Annotated in this window: 17 protein-coding genes; 15 read left to right on the top strand and 2 right to left on the bottom strand. The window is 44.0% G+C overall.

The features are described from left to right. Positions 1–3 precede the first annotated feature (3 nt). Both AB4Z50_RS19185 and AB4Z50_RS19180 read right to left on the bottom strand, forming a co-directional pair. Complete coding sequence (locus tag AB4Z50_RS19185; protein ID WP_441881138.1) at positions 4–1,770, bottom strand: sulfatase-like hydrolase/transferase; 1,767 nt, start codon at positions 1,768–1,770, stop codon at positions 4–6. A gap of 150 nt (positions 1,771–1,920) precedes the next feature. Continuing rightward, on the bottom strand, positions 1,921–2,583 hold the full coding sequence (locus AB4Z50_RS19180) for a hypothetical protein (protein WP_441881137.1): 663 nt from the start codon (positions 2,581–2,583) through the stop codon (positions 1,921–1,923). Positions 2,584–2,738: 155 nt separating this feature from the next. Here AB4Z50_RS19180 and AB4Z50_RS19175 point away from each other — a divergent pair, with 155 nt between their 5' ends. The 15 genes from AB4Z50_RS19175 (at position 2,739) to AB4Z50_RS19105 (ending at position 21,038) form a co-directional block, all read left to right on the top strand. Next, positions 2,739–3,455: a response regulator transcription factor gene (locus AB4Z50_RS19175; RefSeq protein WP_339206184.1), complete on the top strand. Its 717-nt coding sequence runs from the start codon at positions 2,739–2,741 to the stop codon at positions 3,453–3,455. Between the two features lies 1 nt (position 3,456). Further along, the gene (locus AB4Z50_RS19170) at positions 3,457–4,809 is read left to right on the top strand and encodes a sensor histidine kinase (protein WP_441881204.1); all 1,353 of its coding nucleotides are present in this window, start codon (positions 3,457–3,459) and stop codon (positions 4,807–4,809) included. Positions 4,810–5,297: 488 nt separating this feature from the next. Further along, on the top strand, positions 5,298–6,284 hold the full coding sequence (locus AB4Z50_RS19165; RefSeq protein WP_441881136.1) for a LytTR family transcriptional regulator DNA-binding domain-containing protein: 987 nt from the start codon (positions 5,298–5,300) through the stop codon (positions 6,282–6,284). 173 nt (positions 6,285–6,457) lie between these two features. Continuing rightward, positions 6,458–7,306, top strand: a complete 849-nt coding sequence (locus tag AB4Z50_RS19160; RefSeq protein ID WP_441881135.1) for an ATP-binding cassette domain-containing protein — start codon at positions 6,458–6,460, stop codon at positions 7,304–7,306. Next, a complete protein-coding gene (locus AB4Z50_RS19155) occupies positions 7,303–8,013 on the top strand; it encodes an ABC transporter permease (RefSeq protein ID WP_441881134.1) in 711 nt (236 codons plus the stop codon). Before AB4Z50_RS19160 ends, AB4Z50_RS19155 begins: the two co-directional genes overlap by 4 nt. 197 nt (positions 8,014–8,210) lie before the next feature. Continuing rightward, entirely contained in the window at positions 8,211–9,836 is a 1,626-nt protein-coding gene (locus AB4Z50_RS19150) for a response regulator (protein ID WP_441881133.1), read from the top strand. A 1-nt stretch (position 9,837) separates the two neighbouring features. After that, on the top strand, positions 9,838–11,622 hold the full coding sequence (locus tag AB4Z50_RS19145) for a cache domain-containing sensor histidine kinase (RefSeq protein ID WP_441881132.1): 1,785 nt from the start codon (positions 9,838–9,840) through the stop codon (positions 11,620–11,622). Between the two features lie 15 nt (positions 11,623–11,637). Beyond that, positions 11,638–12,624: a substrate-binding domain-containing protein gene (locus AB4Z50_RS19140; protein ID WP_441881131.1), complete on the top strand. Its 987-nt coding sequence runs from the start codon at positions 11,638–11,640 to the stop codon at positions 12,622–12,624. Positions 12,625–12,734: 110 nt separating this feature from the next. Next, entirely contained in the window at positions 12,735–13,937 is a 1,203-nt protein-coding gene (locus AB4Z50_RS19135) for an extracellular solute-binding protein (RefSeq protein WP_441881130.1), read from the top strand. Between the two features lie 189 nt (positions 13,938–14,126). Further along, a complete protein-coding gene (locus AB4Z50_RS19130) occupies positions 14,127–15,494 on the top strand; it encodes an ABC transporter substrate-binding protein (protein WP_083682071.1) in 1,368 nt (455 codons plus the stop codon). A gap of 87 nt (positions 15,495–15,581) precedes the next feature. Continuing rightward, positions 15,582–16,484, top strand: a complete 903-nt coding sequence (locus AB4Z50_RS19125) for a carbohydrate ABC transporter permease (RefSeq protein WP_054026051.1) — start codon at positions 15,582–15,584, stop codon at positions 16,482–16,484. A 13-nt stretch (positions 16,485–16,497) separates the two neighbouring features. Continuing rightward, the gene (locus AB4Z50_RS19120; protein ID WP_076268588.1) at positions 16,498–17,343 is read left to right on the top strand and encodes a carbohydrate ABC transporter permease; all 846 of its coding nucleotides are present in this window, start codon (positions 16,498–16,500) and stop codon (positions 17,341–17,343) included. Between the two features lie 195 nt (positions 17,344–17,538). After that, positions 17,539–18,615 carry a copper resistance D family protein gene (locus tag AB4Z50_RS19115; RefSeq protein WP_441881129.1) on the top strand — a complete coding sequence of 359 codons (1,077 nt, stop codon included), beginning with the start codon at positions 17,539–17,541 and terminating at the stop codon, positions 18,613–18,615. A gap of 155 nt (positions 18,616–18,770) precedes the next feature. After that, complete coding sequence (locus AB4Z50_RS19110) at positions 18,771–19,868, top strand: polysaccharide deacetylase family protein (RefSeq protein WP_441881128.1); 1,098 nt, start codon at positions 18,771–18,773, stop codon at positions 19,866–19,868. 18 nt (positions 19,869–19,886) lie between these two features. Then, complete coding sequence (locus AB4Z50_RS19105) at positions 19,887–21,038, top strand: MFS transporter (RefSeq protein ID WP_441881127.1); 1,152 nt, start codon at positions 19,887–19,889, stop codon at positions 21,036–21,038. Positions 21,039–21,049: the final 11 nt, after the last annotated feature.

Here is a 21,049-nt window from a genome sequence, read left to right as displayed (position 1 = left end):
GCTTTAAGTGATGCCCGTATCCGCTGGGACAAGACGTTTTTGCATGCGCTGCTCATTTAGCAGCTCCATCATCCATGTTTCAATTTCTTTCGTATGCTGCGTGGCATAGGCTGGATTCGCAAGATTGCGATTTTCTAGAGGATCTTCGGTTAAGTTGTACAGCTCAAATTCCTCAGGAGCCGGCTCCGTTTTCACTTGTGTCGCCCACAGCGGGTACTGTTCACCTTTCGCAGCATCAGCTTGCAAAAAGGTTACATCTTGTACGCCTGGTTGGCTCCAAAATTGCACGTTGTCATAGTAACGGGAGTATTTCCACAATTGTTTCTTGCCATCGGTAATGATCGTCATGAGGACAGACTCAATATGATTAGGCTGAACAACGGATGCATAGGCTTCCCCGAGTGGATTTACTTGGTGCTGGCCGCGTGTCACGTCGTCATCGGTCATGAAATATACAGGACTATCACCGGTTACCGCCGGTTTTTGTTCCAAAATGATAGGAGTGAGGTCGCGCCCAACAAAAGGGCGGGCTTCGCTGAATCTCTTTTGCAAGCAGCATTGAACGGTATGGATGTCCACATTCGCAAGTCCAAGCATAGTAGGCAGCAAATCAACATGGCTTGTAAGGGTATCCACATTTTTATTATGCGGAAAAAGATGTTTATTATGAATAAGGAAAGGCACATGCAGAAACTCTTCATAGGCACAGTACCATTTTTGATGAAGATTTCCGTGAGATCCGAGCAAATCACCATGGTCTGAGGTGAAAATAACGATCGTATTGTCATAAAATGATGAGCGAGCAAGCGCCTCGTATACTTTTAACATTTGCTGATCGGCATTTTTTTGCAGCTGGTAATAAAGCTGACGGTAAAATGGATTGTCGATGATCGGCTGCAGCGCCTTAGGGTAAGTATCGCGATAGCTTGCTTGGCAGCGTGGTTTCGTAAGCAGCGATTCGTTCATCGTTGGCGGCGGGGAAACGGATGGTACCGTAGGCTCCACTTCGAAACGGAAGGCGGGCAGATGCGCGGTGAGCGCACCGTACAAAACAATATCGTGCGGGTTAACGAAGGAAGCAATGACTAACCATGGCTTGGCATTTTTATCATTGCTTTTTTGACGATCAAGGTTTTCAAGCAGCATCACGGTTTCCTCACCATAAACCACATCGCGTCCGCTTTTTCCAAAACCTGCAGAGGAGGCGGAATTACGCGGATTTTTTCCATTTGGCTCCGGACCAATCCAGTCAGAGAAGCCGAAGTCATCTAAGCGATTAGCTTGGTAATATAAGTCGGTTCGCTCTCTGTCAGGTACGCCTGTCAAAGGATTAAAGCTTGGTATGCTGTTGTGGGTGCCAGGGACGATAATATCTGCATTGGTTATATGCCATTTCCCTTTGTAGTGCGTCTGATAGCCGGCTTCGCGGAAATAGTCGCCCATCGTAGGAACGGTGTTTTTATCCAGCCAATGCACATCGGAATCGAAAGACTCTTTGGCGATTCCAACCGTTTGGCTGACGCCGTGGAGCGACGGGTAATGTCCGGTAAATAAGGTTGCCCGGCTTGGGCAGCATGCGGAGCTCCCGATGTAGTGCCTATGGAACTCCATAGAGTTTTCTTTCAACAGCTCCTGTGCGATTAGATTTTTTTTGCGCCATTTTTTTATTTCGGCGTTCTCATATACAGGGGGATAACGTTCCTCATCCACCAGGATCACAAGAAAATTAGGCTTATCGAGCTTTCGGGAAGCTTGCTGATTACGTTTCATGGCATACACATCCTTGGCTAAGACTTCACTTTAAATTATGCTGCAAAGCTTAGAAACAGTAATTTTCTACTGTTAGATGCGTAAGCATATGCGAAAAAGAAACAAGCTCACCTCATCAAGGAGGTGAGCTTGTTTCCTTTTTTATAGGTTTTACTTCTCTGCTTTCCATTCAGCGATTTGCTGTTTGTATTGTACAAAAAGCTCGCTCAGTGATTGCTTAATAGCAGCAGCATCTTCAGCTTGAACCGCTTGCGCCAGCTTAATCTCTGCTCTAATAAACGCCATGTCAGCGCTGTCGGCTTCGCTAATAGTCGCTTCAGTCATTTGAACTGCCGTACCTGTATTCTTATCAAGCTGAACGACATCAGCTGGTGCAATATTTAGTTTAGTGGAATCTGAGATTTTCACTGCAGCAGTGCTCATTGATAAAGTTCCGACATTCTCCGATTTAGAAATCGAAATCGTCTCCTTGCCATCTGAAATTGCTGGTATTGCTTCAACAGATGAAATGAGGTTTTTCATCGTGCTGCCGATCGTTTTCTCATATTGGTCTAATGTATCCTGCCAGTCCGCTAGTGTGTCAGGTGCATACTTTTTGGCTAAGTCGAGCGGATTAGTAAAGCTGTTGACCACAGCTACACCAGTCGTTGCATCTGCGGAGATGGAAGTGCTTGCTGTTACGTTTTGCAGCATTGAGAATTTTTCAGGTGCTGGCGCTTTAGACGCTGCATTCGAGATGGCAGGGCCTGCAACAGCGGACATTAATAAAGCAGATGAAAGGACAACTCTGGAAATAATCAACTTATGGTTCATGGTTTCACGCTCCTAATGGGTTTGTCTTACTCGTCTTACTCTACAAGAAGGCTGTGTCAGAACATTGGTGTATTTGTGGAAAAACGATGGCACGACCCCATTGCGATTGTGGGCTTGGTATACTTATAGAAGAAATGTTCAGGGGGTTAGTGAAGGTGAACAGCAATTATCGCATCGCCGTTGTGGATGATGACTTTCATATACGTAATTTAGTCGAGATTTATTTGCAGAAGGAAAATTACCAGACAATCGGTTTGGAAAATGCAGAGGACGCATGGGAGCTGTGGCAAACTAATCCTCCGGATCTGTGGGTGCTCGATATTATGCTGCCGGGAATGGATGGCTATGAGCTATGCAGGCGAATTCGGAATGAGGCAGAAGTGCCCATTATTATGATTTCAGCCAAAGATACAGAGGTTGATAAAATATTAGGCTTAGAGCTTGGGAGCGACGATTATTTAGTTAAGCCATTTAGTCCTCGGGAGCTGATGGCACGCATAAAGCGGCAGCTCCAACGCTGGTATAAAATTAACCAAGCCGAAGAAAACACGGCGAATGCTGCAACGCCATTGTCACGGTTGGAGCTTGGTGAGCTTCAATTGATGCTGGAGGAAAGACGTGTATTCTGGCAAGGCGAGGAAGTGGACATGACGAGCAAGGAATTCACGATGCTCAAGGTGTTTATTGAGCAGCCGAATCGTGCTTTTGCTAGAGCTGATCTGCTCACACTCGTCTGGGGCGACGATTATTTCGGCAGCGATCGTGCAGTCGATCATCTTATTAAACGAATACGAAAAAAAATAGAGCATTTACCAATAGAGTCAGTATGGGGTCATGGCTATCGAATGAGAACGGATCGGGGTGTGTATTAATATGAAGCTCGTTCATCAAATTAATCTCGCATTTGGCATCGCGCTTGTGCTTGTTCTATCGATCACAGCGCTCTTAATTCACTATGTGTTATTAGATCACTTTATGGTTGCGCAGAAGGAAGAACTGAAGATGGCAAGCGCAACGCTGTCCGCTACTATGAAGACAGAAATGCTGACCCAATCAGCGAAAGATAGCCGGGTGACTCTTTCTGCCAGTGCATTGTCAATTAACCCATCCATTGAAGCCGTCGTGACGGATGCCCAAGGAAATATTATGCAAGAGGTATTGCCGATGCAATCTTTGCAGGCCGGTAAAGCATCGAGCACGGAGACAGCAGCCATTACGAGCGTTGGTAAGGTAGTAGATGGTACGGATAAAGGGTTTCTTGTAGAAGTAAACGCCATTCCGCAGGGTACTTTGACGCTCTTTACGCCGGTCAGCAAAATCAAAGAAATTGAACAGGCGCTGCTGAAACGTTTGCTTCTTGTATTCGGTTTGGGCGGAATGCTCATGCTGCTGCTCAGCCATTTGATCACGAGAAAGCTAATCAAGCCGCTCATGAAATTAAAGGAAGAATTGACAAAGGTGAAGAGCCGCCAGTTTTCCAAGGTGAAACGCGTAAAGGCAGGGGGGGAGCTTGGTTCTGTTGCACAGGTCGTTTTTGAAATGGCTGACGAGCTTAATCGCTTTAACCGTGCGCAAAAGCAGTTTTTCCAAAATGCTTCACATGAGCTGAAATCACCTTTAATGTCCATTGCGGGTTATGCGGAAGGCATTAGAGACGGAGTGTTTGAAGGTGAAGGTGTTTATAAAGGCTTGGACATTATTTTAAGCGAAAGTGACAGGCTAAAAAATCTGGTGACCGAAATGACGTTGTTAGCGAAGCTGGACAGCGAGGAGGATATTTATCAGTCCTCGTTGGTGTGTTTAAAGGATTTGCTCGCTGAGACGATTGAACGTGTAAACCCTATGCTCGTCAAAAAAGGAATTACTCTGCATCCAAGCTATGATGAGCATGAACAGCTGATTGTACGAGCAGACCAAGACAAGCTTCTTCAGGCGATGCTTAATGTTGTTACAAACGCGATTCGACATGCGGACAAAAATATTTATATTCATGCTTCGGCTAAGAAAGGCCGCATAGAAATATCGGTGTCCGATGATGGCGGCGGCATTCCGGATGAGCTGCTTCCTTATTTATTTCATCGTTTTGTGAAAGGCAAGGACGGGGAGTCTGGCCTCGGCCTAGCTATATCGCGAGCGATTGTGGAACGATGCGGGGGCCTCATTACTGCCGATAACCACAAGGGCGGCGGTGCTATATTTTCTCTTGGATTTCCAATAGCCGCATGAGTAGGAGTAAGCCATAAGGAAGAAGCTTTCAAATGCCACCGATACAGCCTTATCTCGAAGAAGAAAAGTGCAGGTCATATTTGATCGGCAAACGAGTTTTACAGAGATGCAAAAGGATGATCAAGTCAAAGTAAAGGGTACGGCACTCTTAGATCATTCTGGTAAATATAAATTCACGCTCGATATTAAACATTCGAAGCKGCTGAAAATTTTACAAGGAGAAGCGGGTAGCATATTTTCATTTAAATCGTTAAACGCAATCCACAACCTCACCTGGTTGTGGATTTTTTACATTCATTGCAGTGATTAGGTCATGTATAATAAACAAGTTAAATGAAAAATATGGCTTTTAAACTATAGATAAGCTAGGTGATCATGTGTCGGTTCTTACCATTAATGAGTTAGAGAGATATACCGAAAACGTACTCGTATTTCCTGCCTTTCATATCGAAATTGCATGTCATGAAGTGGTCGCGCTTTATTCGAGCATGAATGTCCGAAATACGCTATTAGCGATGCTGACAGGAAAACTGCCGATTTCCAGTGGTGAAATTAAAGTGAATGAGCTGTCATTTGCAAATAACAGGAAGGGTTTTCTTAGTCAGATAGGTCTTCTGCTGTTGCAAGATGGCTCTTATGAACGGCTGACGGTCAAAGAAAACTTTAGTTTCTTTAAACTGCTATACGGTTCAAGCCTATCCATCGATGAAGCTGTCCGCATCGTCAAGCTCGATCTGAAAGCCAATAAGCGCCTAACGAAGCTGAGCCTGTCAGAGAAAAGGCGGGTTCAGTTTGCACGCTTATTATTTCAAAATCCTGCTCTTTACATTTTTGAGGAGCCGGATCAGAATGTCGACCTCGAAACGAAGCTTGTTTTTCATAAGATGGTGCATAGACTCGGAGAGAGCGGCAAAGCGATTCTCGTGCTCACGGGGAATATGGAAACAGCGCTTAGTGTGACGAGCCGGGTCTATCGACTGGATGAGAAGGGACTCAAAGCTTTTGATGTTCAAGATACAGAAGAAGAACCAAAATCAATATCTCCAGAAAATGCGGATAAAAAGGAAGAACCTTTGCCTTCGCATGCAGAAAGTGATGAGGAGCTTGAAGATGATGAACCTCTCGTTCAGCACGTCAGATTCGAGAAAATTCCGACACGAATGAATGACAAAATTATATTGTTTAATCCTCCGGAAATTGATTATATCGAAAGCAGTGAAGGACAAACGAATCTCTATATTAAAGGGGAGATGTATCCAACATCCTTCAAAATTAATGAGCTGGAAGAAAGACTGCAGACGTATGGTTTCTTTCGTTGCCATCGTTCTTACATCGTTAATTTGCAAAAGGTAAGGGAAGTCATCACCTTCACTCGCAATAGCTATAGCTTGGTGCTTGATGATCATTTAAAGACTAACGTACCGCTGTCAAAAACAAAAATGGCTGAGTTAAAGGAAATGATCGGGCTTAAATAAGCGCCATTCACCGAAACCGCTGCTCCAAACCACGTGATTATTGCGCTATTCAGCCCGAAATAAGCATCATTCACCCCTTTGTATACTCCATTCAATGCGATTATAATGCATCTCTCCCTCCTCTCACCTAAGATGAAGGTAGATCGGATAAAACAACGGAGGTTGAGAGCGGCATGCAAAATATAATTGAAGTGACTTCATTAGAGAAATCATTTTCGAATTCCAGGGCGTTAAAGGACGTTTCCTTTAACGTGAGGAAGGGTGAGATTTTCGGATTTCTAGGACCAAGCGGATCAGGCAAAACAACAACCATCAAAATATTAACAGCGCAGTCGAAGCCGACCTCGGGGAGTGCCTGTGTATTTGGAGTACCCACGAGTAAATTACGAGAAGAGAAGTATCGCAAAAAAATTGGAATCATTACCGACAATACGTCTTTGTATGCTCGCTTGTCTGTTTACGATAATTTGAAGTTTTTTTGTGATTTATACGATGTACCCGAAGGCCGGATTCATGTCGTGCTGCAGATGGTGAATTTGGAGCAAGAGAGCAAGAAGATGGTATCTAAATTATCCAAGGGCATGCTTCAACGGGTCATTCTCGCTCGGGCTTTTCTGCATGAACCAGAGCTTTTGTTTCTGGATGAGCCCACATCAGCGCTTGACCCTGTGAATACGAAGCATATTTATGAAGGCTTGTTACAATTGAAAGCCAAGGGCACAACCATTTTTTTAACGACACATGATATGAATGAAGCCGAAACTTTATGTGACCGCGTTGCTTTCCTAAACAATGGAACGATTCAATTGCTCGATGAACCAAAGAAGCTGCGTGAGCAGCATAGTGATGCAACGATTACAGTGGAGCTAACTGATGGGTCAACGGTTATTGTACCAAAGGGGTCTGATGGGGCGCAGAAGGTATTTGACTATATGAGCAAAAACCAAATCGCATCCATTCAATCCAATTTTCCGACATTAGGCGATATTTTTGTAGAAGTGACTGGGAGGAAACTATCATGACATTTTCAATGAAGCGAGTAAGGGCCATTTTGCAAAAAGACTATAAAGACGTATCTCGAAACATGTATATAACCACGACATTGATCCTTCCTTTAGTCCTTGCTGCTTTTTTTGGGCGCGTTGGTGGGAATACCATTGATGTACATTATTTGATCATCAATATGGCCTTAATTTTAGTAGCTACTTATGTGCAGTCTTCTTTAGTCGCCGAAGAGAAAGAAAAAAACACACTGCGCGGACTCATGCTGTCACCGGCGAGTATTTTCGAGATTTTTTGCGGCAAAAGCTTGCTAAGCTTTATTGCGAGTACGGTTATTATTATTTTGTCTGCTTTACTTACCGATTATCATCCGAAAAACCTATTGGTCATTATCATCGCTATATTTTTATCATCCATCTTTTATTTGGGCTTAGGCACGTTCATCGGTCTGTTAACTAAATCGGTGATGGAAGCATCCGTTGCGATCATGCCGGCTTTTGTCATTTTTGCTTTTGGGTCATTGATTACACCGTTGATGGATCAGTATCCAATCCTGACCATTGCCAATTACATGCCAAACCTGYAGCTGATTGAGCTAGCGAAGCAAGTAGAGGCTGGTGCGGGGCTGGCAGACGTATTGTCCCATTTAGCTATCATTTTTGTTTGGATTATTGCGATGTATGCTGTCTGCTTGTATGTATACAAGAAACGTATGGTGGATGAATAAAGCAAAGTAGTATATGAAATGGTGGACGGAGCAGCATGATTTTGCTGCCGCTTAAGCCAAGAGAACCCGAGCCGCTAGCGGCCGGGTTTTTCGACATTTTCCTGAATCAAAGAATTGTAAGCTGGTGTATTCTCATGCATAATTGGAGTATATTGTTACTGCTCGTATATTGGCATTTACAGACTGGAGAGGCTTCGATGTATAAAGTAATAATTGTCGATGATGAAGCGGTTGTCCGAATCGGATTAAAAAATACAATCAATTGGAACGAGCATGGCTTCGAATTGATTGGTGATTACGCTAACGGTCGAGAAGCGTGGGATGCCGTAGAATTGGATAGGCCGGAGCTCGTTATTTCAGACATCAGTATGCCGTTTATGGACGGATTAGAGCTGGCTGGTTTAATTTCCGCTCAATTCCCGTATATAAAAATGATTATATTAACAGGCTATGACGAATTTGAGTATGCGCAGCAGGCGATTCGGCTTAAAATTTCTGATTTCATTCTGAAACCGATTACAGCGCAAGAAATACGTCAGCTCCTGGATCGAATTAAAGCAGAGATGGATGAAGAGAAGCAGCGTCGTGAAGATCTGGGCAGGCTAAACAACCAGCTGGAGCACAGTCTTCCATTGCTTAAAGAGCGATTTCTAGAGCGTTTAGTTGCGGTTGGTTTAGGAAAAGTGGAAATCGCAGAACGTTTTGCTTATTTCAACCTACCGCCGATATCACCGCTATATTTGGTCATGGTCGTAGATATCGACGATTTTGGCGACCGAGAACTGTCCTCCTATGAGCATGATGTCGAATTTTTGCGATTCGCTGCTTATGACATTTTTAATGAAACGCTGGACCGAGAGCACGTGCTGACCTTCCGAACCCGTGAGGAGCGGATGGTTGCCATCATTTTTGGACATGACAGTGAAAGCCTGCTATATGAACAAGGATTTTCGCTGGCCGAGGAGGTCCGCTATCATATTGAGAAGTATTTGAAATTTACAGTGACGATAGGAATTGGACGAACATGTACGCTCGCTGAACAGCTGCCGTCATCTTATAAGAGTGCGTTGTCGGTGCTGGACTATCGTTTCCTGCTAGGTAAGAATAGAGTGCTGAGCATTATTGATATTGAAGGAAAACCTTCCGGATATATGCCGCTGAGCCATGACCTCGACCGTAAGCTGGCTGCTGCTGTTAAGACAGGCGCCATTCAAGAAGCCTACCAATTGATTGAACAAGGGGTGGCAGAGCTGAAAACCTCTCTTGTTCCAGTGGAAGCCTGTATGCTGCAAATGCAAAAGGTTGTTCTCTCGCTGATGAACTCTGTACAGGAGCTAGCCGTTCGAGAGCAGGAATCACCGTTCGAGCAGCAAATGAAGCTGATGAACGTATTCAAATTCAAGACGCTGGATGAGGTTGAGATTTGGCTAAAGGACATGGTAAGCTCCGTTATTTCTACTATAGCGGATAACCGTAATTATTTGACCAACATGCAAATTCATCGCGCGGTGGAGTATATCGATACAAATTACGCGAATGAAAAGATGTCGTTGCAGGACTTATGCCGTCACGTGCTCATGAGCTCAAGCTATTTCAGTCTCGTGTTCAAACAGCATACAGGAGAGACATTTATTGAATATTTGACCGGCGTAAGGGTGGCTAAGGCGAAGGAGCTGCTTCACAATTCGGCGATGAAGCTGTATGAAATTGCGGAGCAGGTGGGCTACAAGGACCCGAATTATTTCAGCATTTTATTTAAGAAGCACACAGGTATAACGCCAAAGGATTATAGAGAGAAACAAATAAAGGGGAGCGGAGCCTAACATGCTCAAAGATCGGTTCTTTCCTTTGTTTCCGCTAAAAAGCATTCAATCCAATATATCTTTGGCGTTTTCTATGCTGATTTTGGCTGCTATTGTATTAACAAGTCTAGTAAGCTATCAAGTTTCCGTAGCGGCGGTTGAGCGGAATTCGAAAGGCTACATTGAGGAAATTATTAAGCAGGTCAACCTAAATATTCAGTCGTATGTCGACAATATGGAAAATATTTCACTGCTCGCCTTAACGAATAAGGACGTCAAGTATTACATATCGGACAATAACTTCATCAGCGCAGAGAACCGCCGCACGTACGAGAAGCAAATTTCCGACTTGTTCCAGGCGATCTTGTATACGCGCAAGGACATTGCATCCATTATGGTGTTTGGATACAATGGGCGATTTGTTTCTGACCGCCGAATTACTACCTTAAATCCAAATACGAAGACAGAGGATCAAGAGTGGTATCAGCTGGCAAAAGCGGCAGGAGGCAGGTCCGTCGTTTCTGCTCCTCATGTACAAAGCTTAATTGAAAACGAATACCGCTGGGTTGTCTCTCTGAGTCGAGAGCTTAAGAGCACAGATGGAATTAAGGCGGATGGCGTACTCCTCGTTGATCTAAACTTAAGTGTCATTAATGACATTTGCGAAAATATTAACCTCGGAAAAAAAGGTTATCTCTTCATCGTGGATAATGAAGGTCATATCGTTTATCATCCGCAGCAGCAGCTCATCGATAGCAAATTGCGTACAGAGCGTATTGCAGAAGTTTTGCAGGCTCCAAGCGGTCAATCCTTCGTCGTGAACGAGGGTGGAGACAAACGTATTTACTCCGTGCAAGACACGAACTTTGGTTGGAGAATTGCCGGAGTGGCTTATTCAGATGATTTAATTGCAAACAAAGAGGGTCTGCGTAATTCCATTATTTTTTATTCCTTATGCGGCTTAGCCATTACGCTGCTGATTTCTATAGGATTGTCACATCGCTTATCTAAGCCTATTAAAGTATTGCAATCCGACATGAAGCAAGTAGAGAAGGGCAACTTCAATATTCAGACGGAAATTGGCCAAATGAATGAAATCGGACAGCTGGGTCGATCTTTTAACTTAATGGTCAGCCGAACCAAGTTTCTCATGGAGGAAACGATTTTAAATCAGGAAAATAAGCGAAAGAGCGAGCTGCTGCTACTTCAATCGCAAATCAATCCTCATTTTTTATACAACACTCTCGATTCGATTGTGTGGATGGCCGAGCAGAAGCAGCACGAGGAGGTCGTTCTGATGACATCTGCTTTAGCTAAGCTGTTCCGCGCAAGCATTACGAAGGAAAAAGAGCTGGTTCCGATTCGAGTGGAAATTGAGCATATTACGAACTACTTGCTTATACAGAAAATGCGCTATAACGATGAGCTTAATTATGTCATTGATATGGACGAATCAATTCTTGACTATAAAACGTTAAAAATATTGCTTCAGCCTTTTGTAGAAAATGCGATCTATCATGGCATCCGGAACATGTATGGCATGGATGATGGATTAATTACGATCCGCGGAAGGCAGGCAGGCGATCAAATTATTTTTGAGGTAGAGGATAACGGCCAAGGGATGTCAGCGGAACAGCTAGGGAAGCTTCTCTACAGCAATTTGGAGGATAACGCCAACCAGGGCATCGGGATACGCAATGTAAACGAGCGAATCAAGCTTTATTTTGGGCATGAGTATGGCATTCAAATTCGCAGCGAAATTGAAGAGGGCACCTGTATTACGATCGTAATACCGAAGCTCGATTAAGGGGGAAGCAAAATAATGCGAAAGCATCGATTTACGCTGTTGCTAGTTGTGGCAATTGCGATGATTGCCATCTATTTTGTATTCAACTTTAATCTGCTTTTTGGTGTTAACCATGAGGAGAAAAATGTTACGGTCATTTTGAAATCCTTAAATATTCGACTTGATTTCTGGCAGGCAGTCAATCAGGGTGCGGAAGCAGCAGCTAAGGAAACGGGGCTAAACCTGAGTGTAGAAGGTCCGCTTATTGAAGGCGATTCCAATGCTCAGATTCAAATCTTGGAGGATGCGATCGCACGGAAGCCGCAAGCGATTGTCATTGATATGGTAATGGATAATCGAATGCCAGCTATTCTTGCCAAGGCGCGCGCTGCAGGCATCAAGCTGGTCATTATTAATCATTCTCCGAGTATGAAGCCTTCTCCTATTGTTGTTTCAAGCAACCATAAAGAAGCAGGACAACTAGCAGGACAAACCTCCATTCAGGAAACGGACGGTGATCCGAATATTGCCGTTATTAGTGATTACGCGAGCTCGATTATTTCGCAAGAGAGGCTGGAGGGAATGCGCCTTGCATTAAAGGGCTACAAAGCGAGTGCAATGGAAACCTATTATGCAGATGATTCCGAGGATCAAGCCTATGAAATTGCCAAGCGGCTGCTTCGAAGTGATTCCGGCATTAATACATTTATTACGCTCAATCAAACCGCGTCACAGGGGGTTGCAAGGCTGCTGAAGGAGTATAACAAGGCAGGTGCTATTAATCTTATTGGATTTGATAGCACCAGTGATGAGGTTCAATTGCTGGAGTCGGGCATTATGACAGCTTCTATTGTACAAAAGCCATTTAATATGGGTTATCTTGGCGTGAAAGCAGCGCTGAAGCTAATTGATGGAGAAAAGACCGAGCCTATCACTTATATCGAATCCAATGTCATTACAAAAGAAAATATGTACACAACGGAAAATCAGAAGCTGTTATTCCCATTTATAACGAGTAAGTAGATCCCTATTCGGAAGGATAATATAACTATATGCAGCGAAAACGGTATGGAATTAAACCTCTTATGGTTGCTATCAGCCTCTTGTTAGTTACAGCAGTTTCCTCCTCGTGCATGAACGAGAACCCGGAGCCCGTTGCAACTCCAAAGGAGGAGCGGGCGTTGATTCGGTATGTCGCCTCCGAATATAGTACGGAAACAAAGCCGCTGCTTGAGAAGCTGGTAAAAGAGTTTGAGAGGAAAAACCCTCTCATTGATGTAGAGCTGCAAGTAGCCAACTGGGATATACTCGATGGAATCTATACGACGATGATTAGCAAAAACCAGCCTCCCGATCTTCTGAATACGAATGTGTATGCCCATTACGCCAAGGATGGCTTGTTAAATAATATGGATGATATTATATCGCCTGAACTAGCGAATCGGCTGTATCCGAACTTAGTAGATATGGATCAGATAGACGGGGTGCAATACGCAATTCCATACGTTGCTACTACACGGAATTTATACTATAACAAGGAGCTGTTCCGCAAAGCGGGCATTGCTGCCCCTCCGACAACGTGGTCGGAGCTGGAGCAGGCCGCAATGAAAATTAAAGCGCTTGGCGCAGCAGATGGCTTCGGCATTGACCTGTCGGACAATGAGACGCAGGCTACTTTGTCTTATATATTTTTCGGTTCGGGCGGAGATTGGATTAAAAATGGGAAATGGGCCATTAATTCACCGACCAATGTGGAAGGATTGTCTTTTTTTAAAGAGCTGTTTGATAAAGGCTTGACTGAGCCTGAGCCGAACATAACGACTCGCGATGAGAAGCAGCGAATTATGGGCGGAGGCAATCTTGCTATGATGATATCAGGAAATTATTTCTCGGCAGTCGTCCCCAAAGAGTTTCCGGAGCTGGAATGGGGAAAGGGTCCGATTCCAGTAAAGGATGGTACATCGCCAATTACGTTTGGTGTACATGATCTGCTCGTGTCCTTCAAAACCGATCATACCAATAAAGAAGCGTTGTCCAAGTTTCTTGACTTCCTCTATGAAGATCGAGCTTATGAAGAAATGATTAAACGCGAAGGGTTTCTTCCCGTTACGACGACGGTGGGCACCAAGCTGTCGGAGAAAAGCGAAGTGATCAAAAGCGATTTGGAAGCGTTAAGCAAAGCGAGGTTTTATCCGGCGAAGGAGCCTGCTTGGCAAGCGGTGCTTGATTATACCCGTAAGCTAGGTGAAGCTGTTCTATATGAGCAAATGACGCCAAAAGCGGCATTAGATGAATTGCAGTCTTTTGCAGAAAATAAGAGCAATCAGCAAAAATAAGCGCTATCTTAGCGAAATTACTCGAAAAATAGCTTTATATGCACGGAAGAGAAGATAATAAAGAATATATGGAAGATATTCAATAGAGATTATAGCCCTCCCAATTTATGATGAAATTACACGATGGAGCAGCAAGATGAGCCCCTAAGTACAGTGTAAAAAACATCATTTTTGGGAGGGTTTGCTTTAATGATTATGAAGAAAAAGATTGCAGCGCTTGGTATCGCCGTTATTTTGGCTGCCGTATCGTTAGTTGGATGTGGCTCGAATAGCAATAATGGTGGAGCAGCTACTAATGCACCTACAAAGGAGCCGGCTGCTGAAGCGACGGACGCACCTGCTGCTACCGACACGACGGTTAAGCTGACAGGCGATTTCGAAATTCAATATTTTGTGGGCGGGTATGGCGATAAATGGTGGAAAAAAGTTATTGCTGATTTCCAAGCTGCAAATCCGGAGCTTAACATTAAAGAATCCGCAGGACCTAAAATTAACGATCAAAATAGACCGCGCTGGATCGGCGGCAACCCGCCAGATTTCGTATACATCGATGGTCCGGTATTGAACGATCGCCAAATGGTTGAAGACGGCCAGCTGGAAGATTTGACGGATTGGCTGAAAGATGCCAAAAACGTTGACGGTGATCTAATCAGCGACATTTTGGCTCAACCTGCTCAACAATTTGACGGTAAAGTATACAATATTCCACTCGTATTGAACTCATGGGGTGTTTTCTGGAACAAAGCGCTCTTCAAGGAAAAAGGCTGGGCTGAGCCAACTGACTTCCCATCGTTCCTTGCTGTAAGCGAAAAAATCAAAGCAGACGGCATTACGCCGTTCATTCACACAGGTAAATACCCGTACTATATCAATGGCTCGTTCCTGTATCCAGCTATCGTATCAGCAAACAACAACGATTTCTCTATTCTTCAAGATATGGCAGCTAACAAAGTAGAAGCTTTTGAAAGCCCTGCTGTTCTTGCTGCATTGAACAAAATCGTAGAAATGCGCGATAAGGATTACATCGATAAAGCTTCTATCCAAATCAATCACACGGATTCACAAATGCTGTTCCTGCAAAACAAAGATGCTTTCATTGTGAATGGTCTTTGGCTGCCTAATGAAATGGCTAAAGACGTTCCTGCTGGCTTTGACTTTGGTTTTATTCCTTCCATTACGCAAGAAGCAGGCGGTAAAGTGGTTGCGAATACATCCACAGCTACAGTTGCCATTGCGAAAAAAGCGAAAAACAAAGAAGCAGCTAAAGCGTTCTTGCAATTCATTTTCTCAAAAGATCAAGCTTCACAATGGGCTGAGCTAAGCGGCGCGCCTTCCAACATTAAAGGCGACATCAGCAGCTCCAATGCGCCAAGCCATGTTAAAGATGCTGCTAAATATTTGACAGATCCTAACACGGTTGTAATCCCAACAATCACTTACAACGCTGACGTTGATAAAGCGATGATGGATGCAACAGATGCACTGACGATTAGCAAAATTACGCCTGAAGAGTGGGTTAAGCGGGTAACTGACGTGGTGAAAAAGGTTAGCAAATAATAAGCCTTCAAAAGATTGACGGCAGAGATTGATCGAGGCATAACGCCTCGATCACTTTCTGTGAATTTACTCGGAGGGATGGAAGGTATGAACTCAGGGACAGTAAAATGGCAGAGAAATATATTTATCGCATCATTCATCATCCCAACTCTTTTATTTTTCGGCGTATTTACAATCTATCCGGTAGTGCAAAGCTTGTATTATTCATTTTTTGACTGGTCCGGCATGTCGGAGACAAAAACGTTTGTTGGTTTTGATAATTTCAAAGAGATGTTCCATGATCCCATTGTGTGGAGAGCGATCGGCAACGACTATTTTCTTGTTGCTGGCAAAGTAATCGGAATTATGCTTCTCGCGACGTTTTTTGCAGTAGCACTCACTAGGTTTGGCTTTAAGCTGGCTGGATTTTTTCGGTCGATTTTCTTCATTCCGAATGTAATTTCCGTCGTTGTTATTGGCGTATTGTGGAATTTCATATATAATCCGCAAATTGGCTTCTTGAATGCATTTTTGTCATTATTCACGAGTGAAAAAGTATCGATAACGTGGCTAGGTTTTTCCGATCATACGATATGGATGCTTCTGCCTCCGGCTATTTGGGCGGGTATCGGCTTTTATATGATTCTTCTCATTGCAGCTATTCAAAGCATTCCTGCTTCCTATTTTGAAGCGGCAAGCATTGAGGGCGCAGGGGAATGGAAACAGTTCTGGAGCATCACGCTTCCGCTCGTTTGGGAGCAGATGAAAGTGTCCATTCTTAACATCATGATGACTACGCTTAACGGTTCCTTCGTAATCGTATGGATTATGACAGAAGGCGGACCGGATAACAGTACACAGGTTATGGGCTCCTACTTGTATCAAATGGCATTCCGGCAATTCCACTTTGGGTATGGCGCTTCGATAGGGTTTATCATCCTGGTCCTGTCCTTAATTACGACAATCGTACTTCAACGGCTTATGCGTCATGATCCCGTTGAGATGAGCTAAGGGGGATAAAGAGATGAATATACAGATTAAAAATCCGATCGCCAAGCTAATCATCTATGCCATTTTGATCCTATGGGGCATATCGGTATTGTACCCGCTCATTTGGACCTTGCTTGATTCTCTAAAAAATAATGAACAATTTTTCTTAAATGCACCGTGGGCTTTGCCGGAGATTCCGCTTATTTGGTCCAATTTCTCGTATGTGTGGAGCAAATACCACTTTGATACTTATTTTGTGAATTCCCTTGTCATTACGACGGGATCAACGATATTAGCGCTGCTGCTATCCGCAACGACAGCGTATGTGCTGGCTAGATATAAATTTAGAGGAAGCAATGCGTTGTTTCTGCTTTATATTTCCTCAATGATGGTACCGTTTGTACTAGCGCTCATTCCGTTGTTTTTCTTAATGAATTCACTCGGCCTAATTAATACGAAGCTCGGATTGATATTTGTTTATACGTCCAGCTTGCTGGCCTTCGGCATCTTTGTGCTCGTCGGTTTTTTCAAGTCGCTGCCGAAGGAGCTCGAGGAAGCAGCAATCGTGGATGGCGCTTCTTATTACGGGACATTTTTCCGAGTTATGCTTCCGCTGGCGCAGCCAGGTTTGATCACGGTTGGCATCGTCAATATCCTGAACATCTGGAACGAATATATCGTGGGTACGATACTTATTAATGATCCGACCCAGTATACGCTGCCGGTAGAAATTGGCGTTATGCAAGCCGAGATGCAGTATCGCACAGAGTGGGGTCCGTTGTTCGCAGCGCTGTTGATCACCATTATTCCCGTTCTTATTATTTATATTATTTTTCAAAGGCAAATCGCAAGCGGGATTACAGCTGGTGCGGTTAAATAAGCTAATATTTGAATAATCCAATAGCAGCTGGCAGCTCTTTTCTCTTCCGAGGAAGGAGCTGTTCGTTTATGGAATACGTACTCGAGTTCAGGCATTCCTATTTTTCAAACAAATATCATATGAGCATGCATTCATTTGTTTTTATTTATGATATGATGGCTTTTGAGTTGAACCCTGTGCTTGGAGTTGATCATATTGTACATTTATTTGTTTGAAACGCTGCTTTATCTGTCCTTTGCTTTGACCGGTGGTTATCTATTGCTTCAATTCATTCCAGAGAAGTCCAAACCGCAATTAAAGAACATCACTGATTTATTTCAATATGCTTTATTGGCAATCCCGCTTTTTTCATTTATGTCGATTCTTCGATCAGCGCTTGTTTTACGCGATTTTGCGCAGGACATGCCCTTCATTCAAGTTTTATTAATTGTTGTAAAAGATTATTCGTACGGCAATGCTTGGGTGTGGAATCTCATTATATGTACCGTGATGTACATGATCACACAGTTTAAAGGCTTGCAGGGTAAAATGACCAAATGGGTTCTAGCACTCTTATGGTGTGCCAGTATTCTAGCTCATGGCTGGGCCAGCCATCCGGCAGGCTTCTCGCCTTTCTGGGGCGTACTTTCACAATCCGTTCATGTCGCTGCAGTCTCTCTTTGGCTTGGTACACTTCTTATTGTTGCTTGGTTTACAAAAGGGGAATGGAACTGGAAGGCGTTTGTACGATGGTTTACGCCAATGTCGATCAGCAGCATCGTCCTAATTGTAGCGGCTGGTATAATGATGATGTTTCTCCTGGTCGATGGTTATATCAACTCATGGGGAATCAATTATGGACAAGCGCTTCTACTTAAGCATCTTGTTTTCTTGCCGCTTGTTCTTCTAGGCTTTATGAATGGGTTTCTATCAAAAATTACAGATCATGGTCGACATAAAAGTAGATTGCAATGGTGGCTTCGAGCGGAAACGTTTCTTGCACTTGTCATCCTCATCACAACCGCCTACATGGGTGTACAGGAGCCGCCTCATGAAGGGGAGTTCGAACAGCCTTCTCCATCTCCGTTATTTACTTTTTTGCATGGCGATTTGCAAGACTTGTCGCTGCAGTGGAACTGGAGTTTGGTATATATCAGCATGATTGTTATTGGAATTGCAGCACTTTCCTTATTATTTCCCAGCTATAAAAAAGAGAAACGCAGCATGTTTGCTGCCTTTGCTTGCATAGCTGTTTTATTCCCGTTTTTTGGCATACTTTTATCTGTTCAATAGAGCAGATAGAAGGAAACTCGTTTTTGCTTTTTAAGCAGGACGAGTTTTTTTTGTAAGACAGTAGGATTGTATTAGATAAGGAGAGGAGAGTATTGGAACATTTTTTTATTCTCAACTATAATACAGGAAACTAACGAGAGAATAGGGGTTGCCATATGACAACTGAAGCGTTTTGGAAGGGAAATAACGACCAGCCGATATGTGCATTTACGTTTGATGACGGGCCTTCAGATCTGCCACTTGAACTTTGGCTTTCTGTTCTAGAGGAAGAAGAAGCGATTGGCACCTTCTTTTTTACGGGCGAGTGGATAGATCGATATCCAGATAAAGCTAGAGAGATACTTTCACGCGGTCATGTGCTTGCTCCGCATACGTATCATCATCGCCGGATGGCACAGGTGCCTAAAACTGTATTTTTGGAACAGCTTAAGCTGACCGAGCTGGCTTATCAGGATGCGACAGGCCTTGCTTGCCCAACCTTTATGCGTTTTCCTTATTGTTCTTTCCGCGAGGAAAACTTGGATTGGCTGGATGAATGGGGCGGCTACCGGGACATTGAAGGCGTCGATTCAGGAGATTGGAGGGGCGTATCTTCGGAAGATATAATTGCAAAGGTCGAACCCGTTCTAGATAAAGGGACGATTGTCGTCATGCATAGCAATGATATTGCAACAGGCACCCCGGAGGCTTTAAGAGCACTTATCCAAACCGCTAAGCAAAGAGGATTACGATGCGTTGGTATTCCCGAAATGCTGGAGTCAGCAGGGTTAGAAGTAGGCTACAAGCCTTGGAAAATAACGGTTGAAGTTCCATCTGAGCTGGATTATCCTTCGGAGGGCTGGGCTCCCTTGGCAAATAAAGAGGAGCTGTCTGCGCTAGCTGCTCAGACCATAGCATGGAACGTCCCACAATATACGCTTCAATTCAATTCCGAGCAGGAATGGCTTGAGCATTTGGAGAATCCAATTCATGAATTCGGCGTTATAGAGAATCGTGAGCTGTTTCACATATGGCAGTTTGAAGGCTCCTATTGGGGTTTCGTACGCGCTGGTGTCGTAGAAGATACGCTTGTACTACTCGACTTTGCGGCTAAGGAAGCGCAAGCGGATACGCTCGTATATTTGCTTCGGTGGGCTGCTAAGCATGCAATGGAATTAGGGTTAACCCACATTGAAGCAAGACGGGATATTCGCAATATGTATGAGATGTGCAGGCAGCTCGGCTGGCAATCGGAGATTAAGGAAGAGCTGTAGAGAGAAGGTACGTACCCGGTGAAGTCATTAGCAACCTATTATTTTTTATGGTATCTAGCCATTTCTGTCGTTATGCCTTACACCAGTCTATATTTCAGCGATCGCGGCTTTAGCCATACAACGGTTGGTCTCATCCTGTCTTTATGGGCATTGGTCAGCGTCATTGCCCAGCCCGTGATGGGCATGATTAATGACCGAATCAACAATCCGCGCAAAATTATCATGATCTGCGTCATCATTGCTCCGATACTCGGGCTTGGATTTCAGCTTATGGAGGGACTTGCGGGGATTCTCTTCTTGTCTATTTTCTTTGCATGGTTTCAATCCTCTGGCGGGCCGATAGGCGACGCGATGTCTGTAGAAATTGCCAGCAAAAAAGGTTTTTCCTTTGGCAGCGTCAGGTTATGGGGAGCCTTAAGTTATGCGATAGGTACCTTTGCTACAGGCATTTTATACGAAAAATATGGCTACAACGATATTTTTATTTATTATCTTATTGTGAGTATAACCGTCTGCCTGGCGCTCATGCTGCTTCCAGCAACGAAGGTTACTCGTAGAAATGTGACGTTATTCGGCCAAATGGGTGAGGTTGTTCGCAATAAGCCGTTTATGATCTTTGTCGCTACTAGCATGCTGATGATGATGTCTGCATCGATTAATATGAATTTTTTGCCATTATACTTTAAGGAAATGGGCTTTGATAAGAGCTGGATCGGCAGTGCTTTTGCGATAGCCGCTATTATTGAGGTGCCGATGTTCTGGGTGGCGACGAAGCTAAGCAAGCGAATAGGCAGATACCAGCTGCTGTGCGTCGCGGCTTTGATTTATGGCATCCAATATTTTGCGATGTTTTTCTTCGACAACGTTTCAGTGACGCTGGCGGTTCAACTGTTAAATGGGATCGCGTTCGCTTTTGTCGCGGGCACAGCTGTTGAAATCGTACAAAGCTATGCGACTGAGGGCACGAAAGCGACTCTGCAAACGGTATATGCGGCTGTAACCTGGGGACTTGGCGGCATTGTCGGCAATGCGATGGGCGGCGCGGTTGTCGATTATTTTGGAGCGCCATTTCTTTATTTGATTCTGTTCTGTTTATGCCTGACGGCTTCGGTACTGTTTTTTGCAAACAAGCATCATGAGCGCGGAAGCCAAACGAACTCGATTGTTTAATGGTTTCTCGC

It is taken from the genome of Paenibacillus sp. 2TAB26, from assembly GCF_052115145.1.
Classification (GTDB): Bacteria; Bacillota; Bacilli; order Paenibacillales; family Paenibacillaceae; genus Pristimantibacillus.
The sequence above is the reverse complement of the archived record's forward strand: the minus strand, read 5'-3'. Positions and strand labels throughout refer to the sequence as shown.

Excerpts from the sequence above, each read along its gene's own strand:
- AB4Z50_RS19185 (WP_441881138.1), bottom strand. The coding sequence starts at position 1,770 with ATGAAACGTAATCAGCAAGCTTCCCGAAAGCTCGATAAGCCTAATTTT.
- AB4Z50_RS19180 (WP_441881137.1), bottom strand. The coding sequence starts at position 2,583 with ATGAACCATAAGTTGATTATTTCCAGAGTTGTCCTTTCATCTGCTTTA.
- AB4Z50_RS19170 (WP_441881204.1), top strand. The coding sequence starts at position 3,457 with ATGAAGCTCGTTCATCAAATTAATCTCGCATTTGGCATCGCGCTTGTG.
- AB4Z50_RS19165 (WP_441881136.1), top strand. The coding sequence starts at position 5,298 with ATGAATGTCCGAAATACGCTATTAGCGATGCTGACAGGAAAACTGCCG.
- AB4Z50_RS19160 (WP_441881135.1), top strand. The coding sequence starts at position 6,458 with ATGCAAAATATAATTGAAGTGACTTCATTAGAGAAATCATTTTCGAAT.
- AB4Z50_RS19150 (WP_441881133.1), top strand. The coding sequence starts at position 8,211 with ATGTATAAAGTAATAATTGTCGATGATGAAGCGGTTGTCCGAATCGGA.
- AB4Z50_RS19145 (WP_441881132.1), top strand. The coding sequence starts at position 9,838 with ATGCTCAAAGATCGGTTCTTTCCTTTGTTTCCGCTAAAAAGCATTCAA.
- AB4Z50_RS19140 (WP_441881131.1), top strand. The coding sequence starts at position 11,638 with ATGCGAAAGCATCGATTTACGCTGTTGCTAGTTGTGGCAATTGCGATG.
- AB4Z50_RS19135 (WP_441881130.1), top strand. The coding sequence starts at position 12,735 with ATGAACGAGAACCCGGAGCCCGTTGCAACTCCAAAGGAGGAGCGGGCG.
- AB4Z50_RS19130 (WP_083682071.1), top strand. The coding sequence starts at position 14,127 with ATGATTATGAAGAAAAAGATTGCAGCGCTTGGTATCGCCGTTATTTTG.
- AB4Z50_RS19125 (WP_054026051.1), top strand. The coding sequence starts at position 15,582 with ATGAACTCAGGGACAGTAAAATGGCAGAGAAATATATTTATCGCATCA.
- AB4Z50_RS19120 (WP_076268588.1), top strand. The coding sequence starts at position 16,498 with ATGAATATACAGATTAAAAATCCGATCGCCAAGCTAATCATCTATGCC.
- AB4Z50_RS19110 (WP_441881128.1), top strand. The coding sequence starts at position 18,771 with ATGACAACTGAAGCGTTTTGGAAGGGAAATAACGACCAGCCGATATGT.